This is a genomic window from Paenibacillus peoriae, from assembly GCF_022531965.1.
Classification (GTDB): domain Bacteria; phylum Bacillota; class Bacilli; order Paenibacillales; family Paenibacillaceae; genus Paenibacillus; species Paenibacillus polymyxa_D.
On sequence record NZ_CP092831.1, the window covers coordinates 661155 to 678245 of the forward strand.

A 17091-nucleotide genomic window follows, 5' to 3' on the forward strand; every position below is an offset into this window, starting at 1 on the left:
TCCTCTCTGTTTTATGATGGATTTTAAGAGAGGGGATGAAAAAAATGAAAGCGGTAACAGTGGTTTCGGAAAAGGCATACAAAAAGACGGAGAGGAATGCTTGGAAGGTATTTAAAAGCCAGAGGTATCTTTACTACATGTCCATTCCGTTTGTTATTTGGGTTTTTGTCTTCCAGTATTTGCCGCTATGGGGCTGGACAATGGCCTTTCAAAAATATAAACCCGGTTTGAGTTTTTTTGAGCAAAAGTGGGTGGGCTTGGAGCATTTTCGTACTTTGTTCCGAGATGATCATTTCTACCAAGTGCTGCGGAACACGCTGGCTATGAGTCTTATGGGACTGATCGCCGGTTTTATCGTGCCGGTTGTCTTTGCTTTACTGCTCAACGAGGTTCGTATCCAGGTTATAAAGCGATTTGTTCAGACGGTATCTTATCTGCCGCACTTTGTTTCATGGGTGGTTGCTGCAGGCATTGTCACCAAAATGCTTTCAGCGGATGGCGGTGTCGTGAATGATATGTTCATGGGTCTAGGCATCATCGAACAGCCGATCCAGTTTATGGCCCAAGGTAAATTATTTTGGTGGGTTGTAACCTTCGGAGACATCTGGAAGGAAACAGGTTGGAACGCCATTATTTATCTGGCTGCCATCGCCGGTATTGGTCCTGAATTATACGAGGCTGCGCGGGTCGACGGCGCTAGCCGATTCCGGCAAATGTGGCATATCACGCTGCCAGGGATCCGGCCGACCATTATCATCCTCCTGATTATGTCTATTGGTCATTTGCTCGGTACGGGATTCGAGAAACAATTTTTGCTGGGCAATCACCTGGTCATTGATTACTCTGAAGTACTTGATTTGTATGCGCTTAATTATGGTCTGGCGATGGGACGTTACTCTTTCGGAACGGCAATTAATATCTTTAATTCGGTGATAAGCCTGATCCTATTGTTTGCGGCTAACGGAATCTTTAAGCGCTATACCAACGAGAGTATTATGTAGGGAGGATAAAGGACATGGAGGCTGTCAAAAGCAGTACGCCAGTCGGCCGATTAAACAACTGGCTTAAGGCGAAATCACCACAAGATCGAATCTTAGAAGTCGTTGTTTATCTTTTCATGATTGTGGTAACCGTTCTAACAATCTATCCGTTCTTAAATGTACTGGCTATCTCTTTTAATGATTCGGTAGATACCATTAGAGGGGGAATCACCATCTGGCCAAGACAATTTACGTTGAAGAATTACGATTTGATTTTCACCTATGAGGGGTTAATCACTGGATTCAAGATATCCTTTCTGCGGACCGTCATTGGCACCGTAGCGGGCTTGGCCAGCGGTTCGATGCTTGCGTATACGCTTGCACGAAGTGACTTTCAAGCTCGAAGGTTCATCTCAATCTTTCTTGCCGTCACCATGTATGTTTCCGGGGGATTAATCCCAGGTTTTATCTTGATGAAGGAATTGCATTTGATTGATACATTTGCCGTCTATATTTTACCCGGCCTTGTAAGTGCGTTTAATGTCTTCATTATTCGTTCCTTCATTGATGGTCTGCCTTATGCGTTGCAAGAATCAGCTAAGCTAGATGGTGCCAACGATTTCACGATATATTGGCGCGTTATTCTTCCTCTTTGCAAACCAGCATTAGCGACCGTAGCGCTCTTCTTGGCAGTAGGGCAATGGAACTCTTGGTTCGATACTTATCTGTTTAATGGGTCTAACGAATCGTTGACGACCCTTCAATATGAATTGATGAAAATTTTGCAGAGTACTACAACGAGCGCAACCAATTCTCAGGATGCTGCCAATATGGCTGAGCGTATGGCACAAGTGTCTCCGGAATCGGTCAAAATGGCAATCACCATCATTGTTACAGTCCCGATTCTTATCGTCTATCCTTTTCTACAAAAGTATTTTGTTAAAGGTATGACGCTTGGAGCGGTAAAAAGCTAAAACGAAGCAGCAAACATTCATTATACAGGGAGGTTTCGCTCCATGAAGTCAAGAAAAAACAGAATGATCGTATCTTTCGTAATGTCACTGACTTTAGTGGCGACCCTTGCAGGGTGCAGCGGTAATAATCCGTCCGAGGCTACCAAGGCCGTAACAACGGGTGACATCACGCTTACTTATTTTTCGGAAGACTCCAGCACAAATTGGAATGGCATGAAGGATGAAGTCGGTAAGGTCATCGCTGAAAAAACGGGAGTAACCCTTGATGCTGAATTCGCTGTCGGTGACCCGGTCCAAAAGATTTCATTGATTGCTGCCACAGGAAACTATCCTGATTTAATCGCTGCTAAGGCGGATGTTGGCAAACTTGTCGATGCTGGCGCAATCATTGATCTGACGGATTTGATCGACAAGCATGCACCAAACATCAAAAAAATGCTGGGTGACAAGCTTGTTCGAACAAAGTACAGTTTGGACGACCCATCAATCTATGTGATTCCAACTTGGTCTGCTGTCGAAGAGAAAAAAATCAAACCCGACGTAGGATTTAAACTCCAACACCGTGTCGTCAAGGAAGCGGGATACCCAGACATTCGTACGGTACAGGATTTTGAAAAAGTCATTAAGGACTATCTAACCAAGCATCCGACGGATGAAAATGGCAACAAAAATATCGGACTGTCCCTAAATGCGGACGATTGGCATATGTACCAGGTAACGAACTCAGGATTCCAAACAACTGGGGGACCAGACGATGGTGAATACTACATCGATCAAAAAACACACCAAGCGACTTATCATTTCCGTCGACCGGAAGAAAAAGAATATTTTCGCTGGTTGAATCACATGAATGCCATTGGATTACTTGATCCGGAAAGCTTTGTGCAAAAGACTGACCAGTTTAAAGCGAAAGTGGCTTCAGGTCGCGTACTGGGCCTGGCCGATCCGGAATGGGACTATGGCGACGGACAAAATGCGCTGAAGGCGGAGGGCAAATTCGATCAGACTTACGGTCATTATCCAGTTACCATGAGCAAGGAGTACAAGGATACCAACTTCTGGCTGCCTGGTTTTGATGGGGGGTACGGAATCTCAATCTCTAGCAAATGCAAGGATCCGGTACGCGCTATCCAGTTTCTCGACTTTCTAGCATCGGAAGAGGGGCAAGTCCTGAATAACTGGGGAATTGAAGGAAAGCATTACACGATGAAAGACGGCAAACGGACGATTACTCCGGCTGTACTTGAACGGATAAACAATGACAATGCGGCTTTCCAAAAAGAGTCTGGAATCGGCCTATATTGGAACTTGTCGGTCCATTATGGTGATGGCATCGAGGACTCAACCGGCAACTATTTCACTCGTAGTTATCCAGAACTGCTGACAGCGACTTACAATAAGTCGGAGAAGGAAGTTCTTAAGGCTTATAAGATCGAGCACTGGAAAGATCTATTCCCGAAGGAAGAGGAATTTCCGCCTAGAGCATACGGAGCAGCATATACAATGTCTCTTCCCAATGACGATCCGGCTGTTATTCTTGGAGCCAAGATGAAGGATATTACATGGAAACGAATTCCGGAAGCTGTCATGACTAAACCGGAAAACTTCGACAAGGTTTGGGATGCCTATATGGCAGAACTAGAGAAAGCTGGAGTGCAAGAAATGGAACAATCCTTTACCAAGCATATCCAAGACCGAATTAAGCTGTGGTCCACGAACTAACTCGTTTCGCATAAAAGAACGGGGCCGTTTCCACTTTCCTGCCGGAGAGGAGACGGTCCTTTTTCATAATGGTCTCTTGGTTAGAAAAGTAGCTACATTAACGAAACGGGAGAATAGAAATATGGAGCATTTGAGGTACAAATAAACAGCGGCTACCCTGGTTATTTTCAGAGGCGGCCGCTGTTTGTTAGAGGAAGACTACTTCGTTACTTTACGACGCTGGATGGGACGGTATAGTTACGGATACGTTTAAAGTAATTTACTCCGCTTCATTCTTGGACGAAGTAAATAGGTCTTGGGGAAGCTCATCCCTCGTGATCACGTAATCGCTGTTGAACACTTTTATGAGATGATCCAGGGAGTTATATTGTCCGTTGCGGATGAAGTCGCCTGTCCATGTGGTGAAAAAGAGCCAATGCGCTGAATATGTTTGAAATAATTCAGGATCGCCAATCGGACCGTTTTCGGACAGACCAACCAGCTTCTTGCCTTGCACGAGATTCACCAAGCTGTCATACTTGCCGATACTTGGGCTATAATTAGCCGCCTGGTTGTAGATATCCACACTTACAATATCGACGACATCGTCTCCCGGATACCACTCGGGGCTCTCAGAGTTCCATACCCAGATCAGGTTGTTCAGGTGATGGTAGTTTGTTAGGCGGTCGTACATGATATGGTACAGTTGCTTGGCGGAGTCTGGCCCTTGGGCGCCCCACCAAAACCATTTGCCCTCCGCCTCGTGCAGCGGTCTCCACAGCACCGGAACGTGAGCGTCTTGGAGACGTTTCAACTGAGCAGCAATAGCATCGATATCCCTTAGGATAAGCTGATACTCTTCCGACTCGGGATGAGTGAGCGCATATTGAACGTCGAATGTAGTAGCGTCCTTGTAAAACCCGCGCCACCATTCTTTGCCGGGAATATCATGCAGTCCCTTAGGAGCATTCCAGTGCCATGCGAATGTGACAATTCCACCTTCTTTGGCCCATTGAATCGCCTTTTCCACTTCAGTTGAGGTGGCGCCATGTTCGATGCGAGAGGGGGAATAATCCATCATGTCCGTTGATAACATCGCAGGATACTTTCCAGTTTGGTCTTTAATCCACTGGGCATCCTCAAGAGTGTGCTGACCGGAAAGAATATTGCTGCCGTAACTATCGACGAGATAACCCATAAGTGCCTTGGTTTCCGCAGTCGCATTCGGGTTTACTGGCTTTTTCTCAATCTGATGCAATTTCGGGGGGGACACTGCTGACAGCTTGACGTAGTCGATATGATATTGGTCCGAATCGACATTGAACTGTATGGTATTGTTTCCCGCACTCAGCATCAGTTTACCGCCAGATACCTCTGTGTAGCTTACTGTTGTCGGGAGTGATGTTTCGCTGGTCTGGCCATTGACCACCAATTGAGTCTTTTTGTCTCCATTGGGGTTACTGTAACCGATTGCAAGATTGTAAAGCCCGCTTGAGGCTGCGTTATAGGCAAAGGTTAACGACCCTGTGCCTTTAAAGGCTGCGTAACCGGTACCGGAATAACCCGTATCAGCAGCTTCGATGCTGACCTCACCAGTAATGGCTCCTTCTTCGGCTTCCATTTTGCTTATGGCAGCAGGCAGATTGGCGAATTCAACCTTCACATACTCGATCCCGTAATATCCCCAGCCTCTTGAAAAAGTCAGCTCGTTTGTGCCAGCATTCAGCATGATCTTAGTTACCATTTTCTCGTTCACCGCCGCACCTTTCGGAGGAGCAGCCAGCGTTACGTTTTCAGCCATTGTGCCATTGACCTTGATGCTGGTATCCTTGGAGCCGGTGTCCGCCGGAATGTAGTAGCCGAGGCTCAGCCTATAAAGACCTGCTGTAGGCACGTTCACTTTAAACGTAGCCGTCCCGTCAGACTTTCCTGAGTTTGGGTCATAGTCATAAAAGAAGGATACATAGCCATCGCCTTTATAAAGCGTATCGCCGGTATAGGGTATATCCCGTTTTTCTACCCCGTAACCTTGAAGAATTGCATTTTTGGAGCTGACGACTATAGGAGAGGGGCTACCGTCAGTGACCAAGTGAGCTGATTCTGCTTTTGCTAGGCTTGGAATTAAACTGAGAGATACCAACAAAAAGGATAAGAGAACAAAACTGAGAATACTGAGAAACCTTTTTTTCCATGGGTCTGGCATATGACTCACTCCTTGAATTAGATGTTAACGCCTTAGTTAATCTGCAACGCATCGTACAGAAAACGCTTTCATAAGTGTATACATATTAAGTACACTTTGAAGTAATCGATGACAGGTGATTAAGGACCAGCTTGCACTTTTAAACATTCCCTCTTCATTTGTATGCGTTTTCAATATTTGTCATTAATTTTTTCAGTGCCTCACCTCTCTTTTATTTCATCATAAATTAGACGCGAGGCAGGAACCATACAATGAATTTCGGGAAAAATCATCCTTAAATTATGGATTTTTATACTCCGGCGGCAAACAATTTATCTTTATAGAAATGTATAACCCAATATTTTTTAAGGCTATATGGAATAAGCGGGAAGAATAGTTTCAATTTGTGGTATCATGCCAGTAGGTATTCCACGCATAGGAAAAGTATGACTAATGAAAGGGACTAATAAATGATTTCTCATCGATTGCTTACCTACGAAACAATTAGTCAATTAACTGACCAGATTAATAGAGACCAACACTTGTTATTCTATAGCTATTTAAGTCAACGTAAGGAGCAGGCTAAATTTGTTGGTCAATATATAGACGACAAGCTGACGGCGGTCTTAGCATACTTTTGGGGGCTATCCTTCCCTGCTTTTTCTTTCCATTGCATAAATCGCGAGAAACTTAACTTTCCAGCTCTTATTACTTTTACTGAGGAAATCATTCAACTTAAGAAAAATACTGTTTGTGGTACAATCCTCTGTAATCGTGACCTTCAACTTTTTCGATCTCATGGTCTTATAATGGGTAACCCACAACGTTTTTTAACAATGAAGCATATGGATCAATCGAAACTGCTCGATTCAAACTGGACTGAGCTAGTTAAGGAAAATGACCTTTCAGATATAGTGGATTTATTACGAAATGGCGGCATGAAATTTTTTACGAGGAGCGAACTCGAACAATATCCTTTCCTTGGGATAAAGGAATGTGGTCATTTTATTGCCGTGGGCGGCTTCCACTTTTATGATTCTAAACTCGTTGAGCTCGGAAACATATACACAAGCCCTACCCACAGAGGGAAAGGCCTAGCAAAGCACTTGACGAGCCAACTTACAAAACTGGGCAGATCACTTTCATCAGATATCTACCTGGGAGTACTGAAGGAGAACCAAGCCGCTGTATATCTTTACGAGGGCTTAGGCTATGAGATCACGGCTGAGCAAACTATTGTTGATTTTAAGCTATCTATTGATTGACGAATTAGGCCGCTGTCGCGCGCCGATTGAGAAGTACAACGGAATATAGGTGACTGTTGGTATTAGAGCGGTATCACGCAACCAGAAAAGAAATAGCCCTTAATCCTTGATTTCATTTCTAAATTTCCGGAAATTTTTAGGTGTTCTTTCATGATGTTTTTTAAAAGATTGAATGAAGTGATTTACATGATTGAACCCCACTCTGTGGGCTATTTCAGTTATTGTAGAATCTGTTGAAATTAATAACTCGCTGCTTTTCTTGATACGGTACTTAATTAAATAGTCGTAAGGTGTCATATGAATGGTTCTCTTAAAACTACGAGTGCATTCCGAAATACTTAAATGTGCTACTTCAGCAATTTCTTGAAGTGTTATATTGTCTGAATAGTTTTGATGGATAAAGCTGAGCATCAATTGAAGTCTTTCCTGTTGCAGTTTCATGTGTTTAGGTGCTTCCTCCGAAGAAAGCGAAATGTTAGAAATTATGATGAACCATAATTGTACTGTTTTAATAGAAACCTCATATTCCCATCCCCAGTTTTTTTTCATATCAAATTTCTCTTTCATATCCCAAAGCATTTGCAGTATTTGAATTTGCCATTCAACATCTCCTTTGATTACTAATGACAATAAGAGAGAGTTTGTATAAGGCAGTACATAGTTTTTTTCCATCGCACTATCTGCATAAAAGGCCAGCAGCTTCTCCGGAAAATTAAAACTGACATATTGGCCGTTATGTGTAAGGTGTGTAGTAACGTGAAGAACACCTTTATTAATTAAAATGGCCTGACCTGTTTCTAATTCATGATCAATCCCGTTAACTTGGATTACTAGCTTCCCTTTGGTAACCAAAGTGATTTGTAGTTCCTCATGCCAATGTAGATCGTTGAATCCTCTACCTTCAGGACTACTTGCATGAATAGTATGGGTGTACATGATGTATGGAAATGAAACATCGGGATATAGAATGGTCTCATGCAATTGTTTTTCCATTTTAGCGAGGTCCTTTCTGATGACGATATTTCTATATAAATTAAAGATATAGTTACACAAAATAAATAAAAGTGGTGATATTATTATACCAGATCTTCGGCTTATCATTACAATCCTGTGCACAGGCGATTGGATAAGACCTCTTGGAGGCGTACATGTGAAAATAAATCAATCGTCGTTACCGTTTCATCCGTATATTTTGCTTTTAATCAGCATACTGTCTGTCTCTATCTCATCCATCATGATCAAATCCTCAGATACTCCAACCTCTGTGGCTGGGATGTACAGATTGTATATGTCAGTACTCATAATGCTTCCTTTTGTACCTTGGAAAATGTTCCGTACCTTAGCAATGAACAAAAAAGATTGGATTACCGTTTTCATAGCTGGTCTTTTTCTCGGGTTGCATTTCTTATTCTGGATGGAATCTTTAGTATATACCTCAGTTGCGAGCTCCATAGTCATCTTATCCTTACAGCCTTTATTTGTAATGATGGGTTCATACTTTATGTTCAGAGACCGAACCAACATATTAACCATACTTTGTTTGATCGCCGCTCTTGTCGGTTCAATCATTATTGCTTGGGGAGACATAGGGATTTCGAGAGAGGCATTGATCGGAGATGGATTATCTTTATTGGGAACAATTTTGGTTTCAGCATATATGTTGGCAGGACAGAAAGTAAGTCACAAAATAAATGCAAATTTATATAGTGTTATTGTTTTTTTTATTGGTGGCAGCGTCTTGCTGGTCTACAATTTGTTGAATCATTATTCCTTGATTGAATATGACTCGTCGGAATGGATGTATTTCTTGTTACTTGCAGTAATCCCAACTATTTTTGGACAATATATTTTTAATCTGTTGTTGAAATCAATGGGTGCAACTACGGTCTCAGTTGGTATTATTGGAGAGCCTGTTCTTGCCATAATTCTCGCCTACTTATTCTTGGGAGAAATCATTTCTGCATTTCAATTCATAGGTGGAATCATGACTTTATTCGGTATGGGAATGTATTTTTGGGCAAAATCTTTAAAGTATACTACAGTTGCAAAATATTAAATTTGAAATTGATTTTGGCAAGATATCGGTGTAAAAACTTCGAGTGCGCAAATTACAGAAAGATATGTGGCTGAAGATATTATAGGGGAACAAATTATAGGGGAACAAATTATAGGTGTAGTCAACTTTCCACCTCGACGGATAGCAGGCTTTAACTCAGAGGTATTGGTTCTTGGAGGAATACCCGAAAAGGGGGATGTGATTCTATTGAAACCAGATATCAAACTACCTGATGGAACACCTATTGGGTGATAGAACGCTTGGATAATCTAACGGGACATGATCGTTCAATAGCAAGTTAAAACAGATAGTGGCAGGCTAGGGCTTTATTTTTAAGTCCTAGTCTGCCACTTTTTTATTTGGTCTGTCCAAATTTTATTTGATTTATTATTGGTCTGCACAATTCTCCATACCAGCTATACGCCGTATCCCTATCTGGCTGGGATGCTGCGTGTCCCCTCTGTCATCGGGGAGGCGCAGAGCGGGCACACTGGCGGCGTGCTTGTGCTAGCCGCGCTTGTACGGCGTCCGCTTGTTGTGTCGCGACGCATCCACGCTTTGCAAGCGCCGTCGGTACATTTCCACACGGGCACGCTGATGCGTGGCTCCGCCGGAGACCCTGCCACCGACGAGGTTGTCCGTGCCGTAGCGCTGCCTGGTCCCGGCCTGCTGCTCACGCGGGTCGCTGTGCCAGACGCTGGCGATCCAGCGCCAGCACGGCTGCCATACCCGGAAGCACCCTTCGCTTGGCCAAAGCTACTGCGGCGTGTTTCTGGCTTGGAAGCCTCAGGGGTGACCCCATAGGCTTCCAGCAGGAAGCGTGACACGGCGGCAGGCTTGCCATGATTAGAGGCGGGGGAGGTGATGTATAGCAACTCCTTCGCCCGGGTGACGGCCACGTAAGCGAGGCGGCGCTCTTCTTCAAGCGCTGCATCGTTATCCACAGCTGTAGTTGGGGCGGCGCCTGCCCGCCGATCCTCCGGCAGCTCGCTGTGCAGCGCCGAGCTGTGCGGCAGAATGCCTTCGCTGGCTCCGATCCAATATACGCAAGGGAATTCCAATCCCTTGGCGCGGTGGATCGTCATGAGCCGAACAGCATCGCTGTCTTCCTCTCTGCGCAGCGATTCCATTTGGCGGTGACGCTCGGAAAGCTCGTCCGCAAAGCTGACGAACGCCTCCACAGTGTCAAACCGCTTGGCTGCCGTTTCGAGCTCCTCCAGACTTTCTTGCATCGTTTCCTTATAATGAGTCCACGCGCCCGTATCTCCACTTTCCAAATATTTGTCATAAAAGACGCGCCGCATTTCTTGAATGGCATAGGCAGGTTTCATGGTAGTGAGACTGCGAATCAGACGAATACGCTCTTTCACTTGTTCACGCTGAAAATCACGTAGTCGATCCCAGCGGCTGAGATGAATCAGCGGGTATTTTTTAGCCTGCTGTTTCTCCTCGCGCATAATCCATTCCATACCCGCCTCACGGGAGACGTACAGCGGCCCAAGGGTGCTCGGAATGGATTCCATACGTCGGGGATTTAGCGACAAGCGCAGGTGATCCATTAAGGGACGAATCAGAGACTGATCGTAAAATACGGCTCCTGCTCCATACTGAATAAATGGGACATCCCGCATAATTAATTGCTCAAAAATAGATCGGCTTCCGCTGGCTGTCCGATGTAAAATAACGATATCCCGGTAGCGAAGACGACCTTCTTCTACCTGCCCGAGCAGATGAGTAACAATATGTCCCGCCTCTTCCTCAGGCCCAGATGGGGTGGCAAACTGTGGCGGCAAGCCCTCACGCCCGGCAGCCGCAAGACGTTTGGAGCGTCGATGAACATTTTTGGCGACGATGTTGGAGCCCAGCCCCAAAATGCGTGCATCACTTCGATAATTAATATCCAGAGTAATGACCTTTGCATCCTTATAGACCTTGTCAAACTCCAGAATGGATTCCTGGCGTGCCCCATTAAAGGTATAGATCGTCTGGTCATCATCCCCCACAACCATCAGATTGCGATGTCGGGCAGCCAACCGCTGCACCATCTCATATTGGAGGGCATTCGTATCCTGAAATTCATCGACCATGATATGTGAAAAACGTCGCTGAAGCGGCTGAAGTACATCCGGGTCACGCAGTAGTGCGGAGGCACGCAGCAGAATATCGTCAAAATCCATTTTATTGCGCTCCTGTTTCCACGCTTCATAAGCGAGCATGGCACGCTTGGCATCCGATTCCTCGCGCACGGTTTCCGGCAGCTCGTTCGCGCTGCGGCCTTCCGCTTTCCAGGCGGAGAGGGCAGACAGCAGGCTTTCCGGCTGGAAAGCCTCGCTGAGCCCAAGCTGCCGCAGCATCATTTTCATGACGGTATGCTGGGCCTGCGTTTCACCGAACACTTCATCTTGCACGCCGCGATGACGCAGCATCGCCAAAGCGAATGAGTGAAACGTGCGTGCCTGAACTGCACGTGCAGCGGCAGGGCGCACACCGGGTAATCCCGCGATGCGCAGTTTCATCTCGGCAGCTGCCTTGCTGGTGAAGGTCACCAGCAGAATGGACGATGCAGGAACATCCCGCATCGCCATCAGGTAGCCTGCGCGGGCAGCCAGCACTGTGGTTTTGCCGCAGCCAGCCCCTGCAAGGGTCAGTAGGGGACCTTTGCCGTGGCGGACGGCCTGAATCTGCGGGCGGTTCAGGTGAATGCCGGCGTTCTCTAAAGCACGAAAATAGGCCGAGTCTTGGTCGGTATCGGGTACCAGCGTCATACTGGTATCCATGGAAGCACGACGTGCCTGAGGGCTCGACGTTGAATAAGGAACCCCGATGGGTCGAGGGTAAAAAGAAGGATTTGGGTCCATAATCCTGAAACCCCTTTCGTTCTTAAAATCTTCCATTTTCACAAATGGGGGTAGTTTTTGGTATGATAGAGTTCTAGTCAGCTTTAGCTGACGATAAGAACAAGGCGATGGACTAAAATAATGCTGAAATTCATGCGGATCTTGCCGAAGCGTCAGAACGTCAATACGTTGACGCCAATGCCTATAGCCTTCAAACAGGCGATATGACCGCATTCCATTATACAGGAGTTCGAGGTTTGCCAACAGAAAAAAACTTTGGGATATACGGACGGTACAGTGAAATCCGGCTGGATATGGGGAGGAAATAACGATGAAGCTGATTCAACGTATAAAGGAAGGCGCTAATCGCGCAACAGAAAAGGCGCAGCATGCTGTCGAGATTAGTAAGATCAATTCACAAATTACAACGATCCAGCAGGAAATGGATGTTCATTTCTTGCGAATGGGTCAAATCTTTTACGAAGGTTATCGCGCATCCGACATGTCGGTGGCAGAAACCGAGATGACACAGCTATCCACTGCTTGTGATGAGCTTCAGGATGAAATTGACGAGCTGCGCAGTAGAATTGCAGAATTGAAGAACGCTCATTTATGCACCTGTGGAGCGGTTGTGCCTCTGGATGCGAACTTTTGCCCTAAATGCGGACGCAAGCTCAATGAAGGACAGGCTGCTTCCAAACAAGTAGCTGCTGTGCGTGAAGAGGTGCCAACGGACGTCTATTCTTTTGATCTGCGCAAGCCAGAGGTAGCGAAGGATGCTGCGCCTGCTTACACGGAGTATGCAGAACATGAAGTAGTCGATCGACATGAACAGGAACAGGATGAGCGGTATGAAACACACGAACCAGCGGGACTAGACCGCGATTATACAGTGTCTGATTTTACACCGGAGGAAAAAGCGGCATTCGACGCTGAGTGGGAGCGCCGTCGTCAGGAAGATCTGGAAAAAGAACACCGTCGTCTTGAAGAATTGGCACGTGAGCGTGAGCGTCAGGAGGAGCTGGACGAGCGGATTCGATATTGGAAGGCCAACAACTCCGGGGCTGAGAAACCGGCAACGCCGTCTGCACAAGTACGTGAAAATGTAAAATGCCAAATCTGCACCGCAGAACTACCCAAAGGGTCCAAGTGGTGCCCGCGTTGCGGAGCTGAACAGATTTAACGCAGCCGAACAGGCTGCTGCAGGACACAGACATAACGCCGGGCAGCATAGGGGGAACAGAATATATGGAGCGTTTGCTGCATCATCTGCGGAATCTGGGTTTTACGGAAATGGAAGCCAAGGTTATGGTCGAGCTTTCGAGGCAAAATGCGGCTTCCGGCTATGAAGTGGCTAAGCGTCTGGGTGCATCACGCTCCAACGTGTACGCGGCTTTACAGCGTTTGGCCGGGCAGGGATACCTCAGAACCAGTGCGGGAGAGCCTGTACGTTACAGCATGCTGCCACCGGCTGAATTAACCCGGATGATCGAAGGACAAATGCAGGAGTCTCTACGTGCAGTGGAGAAAGAAATGCCACGAACAGAACCAACCAAGCCGACCTTTTATAATGCGGAAGGCGATCGGAAGGTACTGGAAAGTCTGACCCGTGAGTTGGAACGGGCAGAGCATGAGATTGTGTTGGACTTGTGGCGCGAGGAAGCCGAACTGCTGCGGACAGAGTTGGAGAAAGCCGAGAGTCGAGGTGTGCGTCTGCTCTGGTCCTGCGATAACGGAGAAAGCATGATGGGACCGTGGTTACCGCTTAGGTCTGGTACAGACGGACAGGAACCAGCAGGGCGTAAGTTTTCTTTTGTTATTGATCGGCGTTGGTGCATGCTGGGGATGCGGGGAGAGAATTGCCCGACACAGGCGCTTATTACCGAGCATCCGGTAATGACAGGCCTGCTGCTTAATCATTTTGCTCAGGATCTTATTCTGTATGAGCTGGAGCATGATATGGGCAGAGAGCTGTCGACCCGGTATGGCTGGCGGTATGAAGGCATTATCGGCAAATATATGTCAGCTGGGGAATAGCTAAAGATTACCGGGTAGGAAGTTCCATCAGTGCCCGGCATATAGATGTAATATAGCCCGCCTTATGAGGCACGAATTGATCCGATGTGATCAGGCGGCGAGTTTTTTCTGGGTTCGGCCCTGACGTAATGCCTTGGGCTTCGATAAAGGGAATATAGCCTTCAAAAAGGGCCAGTGCTTGGTCAAGATCCGCTTCGTACAGTCCGGCTACTTCTTCTTGCTGGAGATGATAAGCTTCCAATGGCTGGTTCGATAGCAGTCCAAACACCGAGCTAACCTCCCGATCCCAAAAAGAGGTGCCCTGGGCGGTACCTTTGCTTTCATACCGAACGGTCATCAGCGGTGTTAATGAGGTAAAGGGAACATGAATGCCCAGTTCTTCCTCCAGCTCGCGAGCCGCCTGAGACATATCTTCGCCTGCCGTCAAATGACCGGCTGCTGTAATATCGTAGCATCCGGGGAAGGTATCCTTCGTATCCTGACGCTGTTGGAATAGCAAGCGACGGCCTGTAGAAGTGTCTCGTGCTAGCCAGCAGTGAAAGGTATGGTGCCAGTATCCCTTGGCATGTGCGTCTCGTCGGGAGGCTGTGCCAAGGGGGTTGTCTTCATCGTCGTAGATATCCAGAAGCTCGCTATTCATCGTGGTTCCTCCTATAGTAAGCAGAAATCAAAGGTCTACTTTACAGTATAACGTGTTTTCTGTCCTAACGATATGAAGGCGGGTGTGGAATGTGGAGTGGCATTTGGGGTATGCTGGGAACATAAGGATTTGAAACATCACATAGATTTATGATTGAAAGGAGCGATTTTACATGGAATGTATAGTACATTTTCGAGTCATGCATCCGGAGGAACCCAAGGAACTTCGCGGGTTGATTATGCTGGAAAGCGGGGGCAAGCCGGGGATTGATCAAATCACGGATATGTTCAAAAATATGGGCTATGATGTCCGCCCAGACAATCCGGAGGAATTGATTTTTAAACCAGTCGATGTCAGAGCCAATTATACATATATCCGGGTTATTGAGCTGGATACGGGTGAGGAAGTCTACCAGGAAGATAGGGATTTGCGCGCGATTTTGGAAACTTTGCTGAATAAACGTTAAACGTTAAAGACCAGGAGAACTAATCGATGAAATGAGATAAAGCGATCCTGTCGCCATTCATAGGAACGGAGAACAATGATGAGATTGTATATTATCCGACACGCAGACCCCGATTACCCCAACAACACCATAACGCCGGAGGGGCATTTGGAAGCCCAGGCACTAGCCAAGCGGCTTTCCAGTCACGGACTGGATCGAATTTATGCCTCTCCTTTGGGGAGGGCTTTGGATACGATGCGCTACACCGCCGACTCTCTGGGTATGACTCATGAAGTAGAACACTGGACGCAGGAGCTGGCTCTAAAGCTGGAGGAAACCCCATACGGCCGTCTTTCCCATTGGGATTTGCCTGGTGAAGTGATCCGTTCCGAGTTGCCCCTGCCGACTCATGACTCTTGGCAGGAGATTTCCTATTATCAGGGAACGCAAAGCCCTGAAACCTTCGAGCGGCTGAAGCTTCATTCCGATGAGTTCCTGAAACGGCAAGGCTTTGAGCGGGTGGAGGGCAGGTACCGGATTCTGAAGCACACTGAAGATCAGGTGGCGGTATTTTGTCATGGCGGCTTCGGGCTGACCTGGCTTGCTCATCTGTTGGAGTTGCCATTGGCCTTGGTCTGGTCCGGTTTTTGGATGCCGCCTAGCTCCGTAACCACGATCTTGTTTGATGAGCGCTCCCAAGAATGGGCAGTTCCCCGTTGCATCGGCTTCGGTGATGTTTCCCATCTGTACGCTGAGGGCTTGCCCGTTAGACCCCGTGGCATTATCACCAATTTCAACTAATTGAATTTTCCATACATGCCAAAACGGCTTAAGACGATAGAGCGTCTTAAGCCGTTTATTGTAGTCATATAAGTGGGTTGAGTCAGCGTGCTTCCACGTACCCTTCCAGCTTGGAAGTGCAATGTGCGCAACGGGTAGCGGCTACAGGAATTTCGGATAGGCAATGTGGACATTCCTTGATCGTTTTTTCCTGAGGAGGTTTTTCTTCCTCTTTGCGTTTCAGCATGTTAATCCCTTTGACCAGCATGAACACACAGAAGGCCACGATCAGAAAGTCCAGCAGGACGTTAATGAACTGACCATAGGCGAGGACCGCGATCCCTGCTTCTTTGGCCTGTGCCAAAGTCTTGCGTGTACCGTCACCATTTAAAGGATCAGCAGCTTGTAAAGCTACATACAAATCTGGAAAATTCATACCTCCCAGAAGCTTACCAATCGGAGGCATAATAATATCGTTTACCACAGAAGTGACAATTTTGCCAAACGCTCCACCGATGATAACACCGACCGCGAGGTCAATCACGTTACCCCGTACAGCGAATTCCTTAAATTCTTTTATAATACCTTTTCCGCTCATGTGAGTGCTCACCTTCTTTGCATAAAATCATTTATCTATAATACATGCTATGTCAATTGAGGGCAATTCCCAATTGATGTATTGCACTTTGTCACAAAATCACATGTTCATTTGTCTTCTATATGTAAACCAATAATGGAGGCGATGTATCGTGAGTTTAAGATTCAATCACAGAACAGTGAGTCCTAGTACGTTCAAGGCGATGATGGAGATGGAGAAATATATTTCCAGTCGTTTTACAGACAAAGTATTGTACGAACTACTGAAAATTAGAGTATCCCAAATCAATGGATGTTCCTATTGTCTGGATATGCATGCGAAGGATCTGCTCAAGCTGGGGGATTATGCTGACCACATTTTGCAGCTAGCCTTATGGCGGGAGGTTCCTTTGTTCACGGAAAAAGAACGTGTTATGCTTGAATTAGCCGAAGCGGTTACTCGTATCTCAGAACAAGGGGTACCTACAGATTTGTATAATCGGGTCAGAGAGCATTTTACCGAGGAAGAATACGTAGATTTGATAACCGCAGTTAACGTGATTAACAGTTGGAACCGGATTGCAATTGCAACGGGCATGTATCCGGGCATTCTTTAAT

General features: G+C 46.4%; 15 protein-coding genes and 1 pseudogene. 11 read left to right on the forward strand and 5 right to left on the reverse strand.

Annotated elements, in window-relative coordinates:
- The first annotated feature begins 44 nt into the window (after positions 1–44).
- From MLD56_RS03035 to MLD56_RS03045, 3 genes are read left to right on the forward strand one after another with little or no spacing between them, the layout of a single operon-like run.
- Positions 45–1001 carry an ABC transporter permease gene (locus tag MLD56_RS03035; protein ID WP_029515960.1) on the forward strand — a complete coding sequence of 319 codons (957 nt, stop codon included), beginning with the start codon at positions 45–47 and terminating at the stop codon, positions 999–1001.
- Between the two features lie 14 nt (positions 1002–1015).
- Entirely contained in the window at positions 1016–1954 is a 939-nt protein-coding gene (locus MLD56_RS03040; RefSeq protein WP_029515959.1) for a carbohydrate ABC transporter permease, read from the forward strand.
- 42 nt (positions 1955–1996) lie between these two features.
- Positions 1997–3676: an ABC transporter substrate-binding protein gene (locus MLD56_RS03045; protein ID WP_029515958.1), complete on the forward strand. Its 1680-nt coding sequence runs from the start codon at positions 1997–1999 to the stop codon at positions 3674–3676.
- Positions 3677–3935: 259 nt separating this feature from the next.
- Here MLD56_RS03045 and MLD56_RS03050 read toward each other — a convergent pair whose 3' ends face one another.
- A complete protein-coding gene (locus MLD56_RS03050) occupies positions 3936–5858 on the reverse strand; it encodes a glycosyl hydrolase (protein WP_029515957.1) in 1923 nt (640 codons plus the stop codon).
- Positions 5859–6307: 449 nt separating this feature from the next.
- Between MLD56_RS03050 and MLD56_RS03055 the strand changes: the two genes are divergently transcribed.
- Positions 6308–7102 (forward strand): GNAT family N-acetyltransferase, encoded by a 795-nt coding sequence (locus MLD56_RS03055; protein WP_029515956.1) that lies wholly within the window; start codon positions 6308–6310, stop codon positions 7100–7102.
- Between the two features lie 99 nt (positions 7103–7201).
- Here the strand turns inward: MLD56_RS03055 and MLD56_RS03060 are convergent, their stop codons facing one another.
- Complete coding sequence (locus MLD56_RS03060) at positions 7202–8095, reverse strand: AraC family transcriptional regulator (protein WP_029515955.1); 894 nt, start codon at positions 8093–8095, stop codon at positions 7202–7204.
- Positions 8096–8252: 157 nt separating this feature from the next.
- Between MLD56_RS03060 and MLD56_RS03065 the strand changes: the two genes are divergently transcribed.
- Together MLD56_RS03065 and MLD56_RS03070 are read left to right on the forward strand one after the other, a co-directional pair.
- Complete coding sequence (locus MLD56_RS03065; RefSeq protein ID WP_029515954.1) at positions 8253–9158, forward strand: DMT family transporter; 906 nt, start codon at positions 8253–8255, stop codon at positions 9156–9158.
- Positions 9154–9410: pseudogene (locus MLD56_RS03070) on the forward strand (tRNA-binding protein); the annotation flags it as partial. The gene MLD56_RS03065 and the pseudogene MLD56_RS03070, both read left to right, overlap by 5 nt.
- A gap of 179 nt (positions 9411–9589) precedes the next feature.
- On the opposite strand, the gene MLD56_RS03075 reads toward MLD56_RS03070, so the two are convergent.
- Positions 9590–12016, reverse strand: a complete 2427-nt coding sequence (locus tag MLD56_RS03075) for a UvrD-helicase domain-containing protein (protein WP_029515953.1) — start codon at positions 12014–12016, stop codon at positions 9590–9592.
- A 310-nt stretch (positions 12017–12326) separates the two neighbouring features.
- On the opposite strand from MLD56_RS03075, the gene MLD56_RS03080 reads away from it, so the two are divergent.
- Entirely contained in the window at positions 12327–13178 is an 852-nt protein-coding gene (locus MLD56_RS03080) for a zinc ribbon domain-containing protein (protein WP_029515952.1), read from the forward strand.
- Between the two features lie 65 nt (positions 13179–13243).
- Positions 13244–14032 carry a TrmB family transcriptional regulator gene (locus MLD56_RS03085; protein WP_029515951.1) on the forward strand — a complete coding sequence of 263 codons (789 nt, stop codon included), beginning with the start codon at positions 13244–13246 and terminating at the stop codon, positions 14030–14032.
- A 7-nt stretch (positions 14033–14039) separates the two neighbouring features.
- On the opposite strand, the gene MLD56_RS03090 is transcribed toward MLD56_RS03085, so the two are convergent.
- On the reverse strand, positions 14040–14672 hold the full coding sequence (locus tag MLD56_RS03090; protein ID WP_029515950.1) for an NUDIX hydrolase: 633 nt from the start codon (positions 14670–14672) through the stop codon (positions 14040–14042).
- Between the two features lie 172 nt (positions 14673–14844).
- Between MLD56_RS03090 and MLD56_RS03095 the strand changes: the two genes are divergently transcribed.
- Both MLD56_RS03095 and MLD56_RS03100 read left to right on the forward strand, forming a co-directional pair.
- Complete coding sequence (locus tag MLD56_RS03095; protein ID WP_029515949.1) at positions 14845–15138, forward strand: hypothetical protein; 294 nt, start codon at positions 14845–14847, stop codon at positions 15136–15138.
- Between the two features lie 78 nt (positions 15139–15216).
- A complete protein-coding gene (locus MLD56_RS03100; protein ID WP_029515948.1) occupies positions 15217–15918 on the forward strand; it encodes a histidine phosphatase family protein in 702 nt (233 codons plus the stop codon).
- A gap of 82 nt (positions 15919–16000) precedes the next feature.
- On the opposite strand, the gene mscL is transcribed toward MLD56_RS03100, so the two are convergent.
- The gene (gene mscL, locus MLD56_RS03105; protein WP_029515947.1) at positions 16001–16495 is read right to left on the reverse strand and encodes a large conductance mechanosensitive channel protein MscL; all 495 of its coding nucleotides are present in this window, start codon (positions 16493–16495) and stop codon (positions 16001–16003) included.
- A 151-nt stretch (positions 16496–16646) separates the two neighbouring features.
- Between mscL and MLD56_RS03110 the strand changes: the two genes are divergently transcribed.
- The gene (locus MLD56_RS03110; RefSeq protein WP_029515946.1) at positions 16647–17090 is read left to right on the forward strand and encodes a carboxymuconolactone decarboxylase family protein; all 444 of its coding nucleotides are present in this window, start codon (positions 16647–16649) and stop codon (positions 17088–17090) included.
- The last annotated feature ends 1 nt before the right edge of the window (position 17091 follow it).

Coding starts and splice junctions, on each gene's coding strand:
- MLD56_RS03035 (WP_029515960.1), top strand. CDS start 45: ATGAAAGCGGTAACAGTGGTTTCGGAAAAGGCATACAAAAAGACGGAG.
- MLD56_RS03040 (WP_029515959.1), top strand. CDS start 1,016: ATGGAGGCTGTCAAAAGCAGTACGCCAGTCGGCCGATTAAACAACTGG.
- MLD56_RS03045 (WP_029515958.1), top strand. CDS start 1,997: ATGAAGTCAAGAAAAAACAGAATGATCGTATCTTTCGTAATGTCACTG.
- MLD56_RS03050 (WP_029515957.1), bottom strand. CDS start 5,858: ATGCCAGACCCATGGAAAAAAAGGTTTCTCAGTATTCTCAGTTTTGTT.
- MLD56_RS03055 (WP_029515956.1), top strand. CDS start 6,308: ATGATTTCTCATCGATTGCTTACCTACGAAACAATTAGTCAATTAACT.
- MLD56_RS03060 (WP_029515955.1), bottom strand. CDS start 8,095: ATGGAAAAACAATTGCATGAGACCATTCTATATCCCGATGTTTCATTT.
- MLD56_RS03075 (WP_029515953.1), bottom strand. CDS start 12,016: ATGGACCCAAATCCTTCTTTTTACCCTCGACCCATCGGGGTTCCTTAT.
- MLD56_RS03080 (WP_029515952.1), top strand. CDS start 12,327: ATGAAGCTGATTCAACGTATAAAGGAAGGCGCTAATCGCGCAACAGAA.
- MLD56_RS03085 (WP_029515951.1), top strand. CDS start 13,244: ATGGAGCGTTTGCTGCATCATCTGCGGAATCTGGGTTTTACGGAAATG.
- MLD56_RS03090 (WP_029515950.1), bottom strand. CDS start 14,672: ATGAATAGCGAGCTTCTGGATATCTACGACGATGAAGACAACCCCCTT.
- MLD56_RS03095 (WP_029515949.1), top strand. CDS start 14,845: ATGGAATGTATAGTACATTTTCGAGTCATGCATCCGGAGGAACCCAAG.
- MLD56_RS03100 (WP_029515948.1), top strand. CDS start 15,217: ATGAGATTGTATATTATCCGACACGCAGACCCCGATTACCCCAACAAC.
- mscL (WP_029515947.1), bottom strand. CDS start 16,495: ATGAGCGGAAAAGGTATTATAAAAGAATTTAAGGAATTCGCTGTACGG.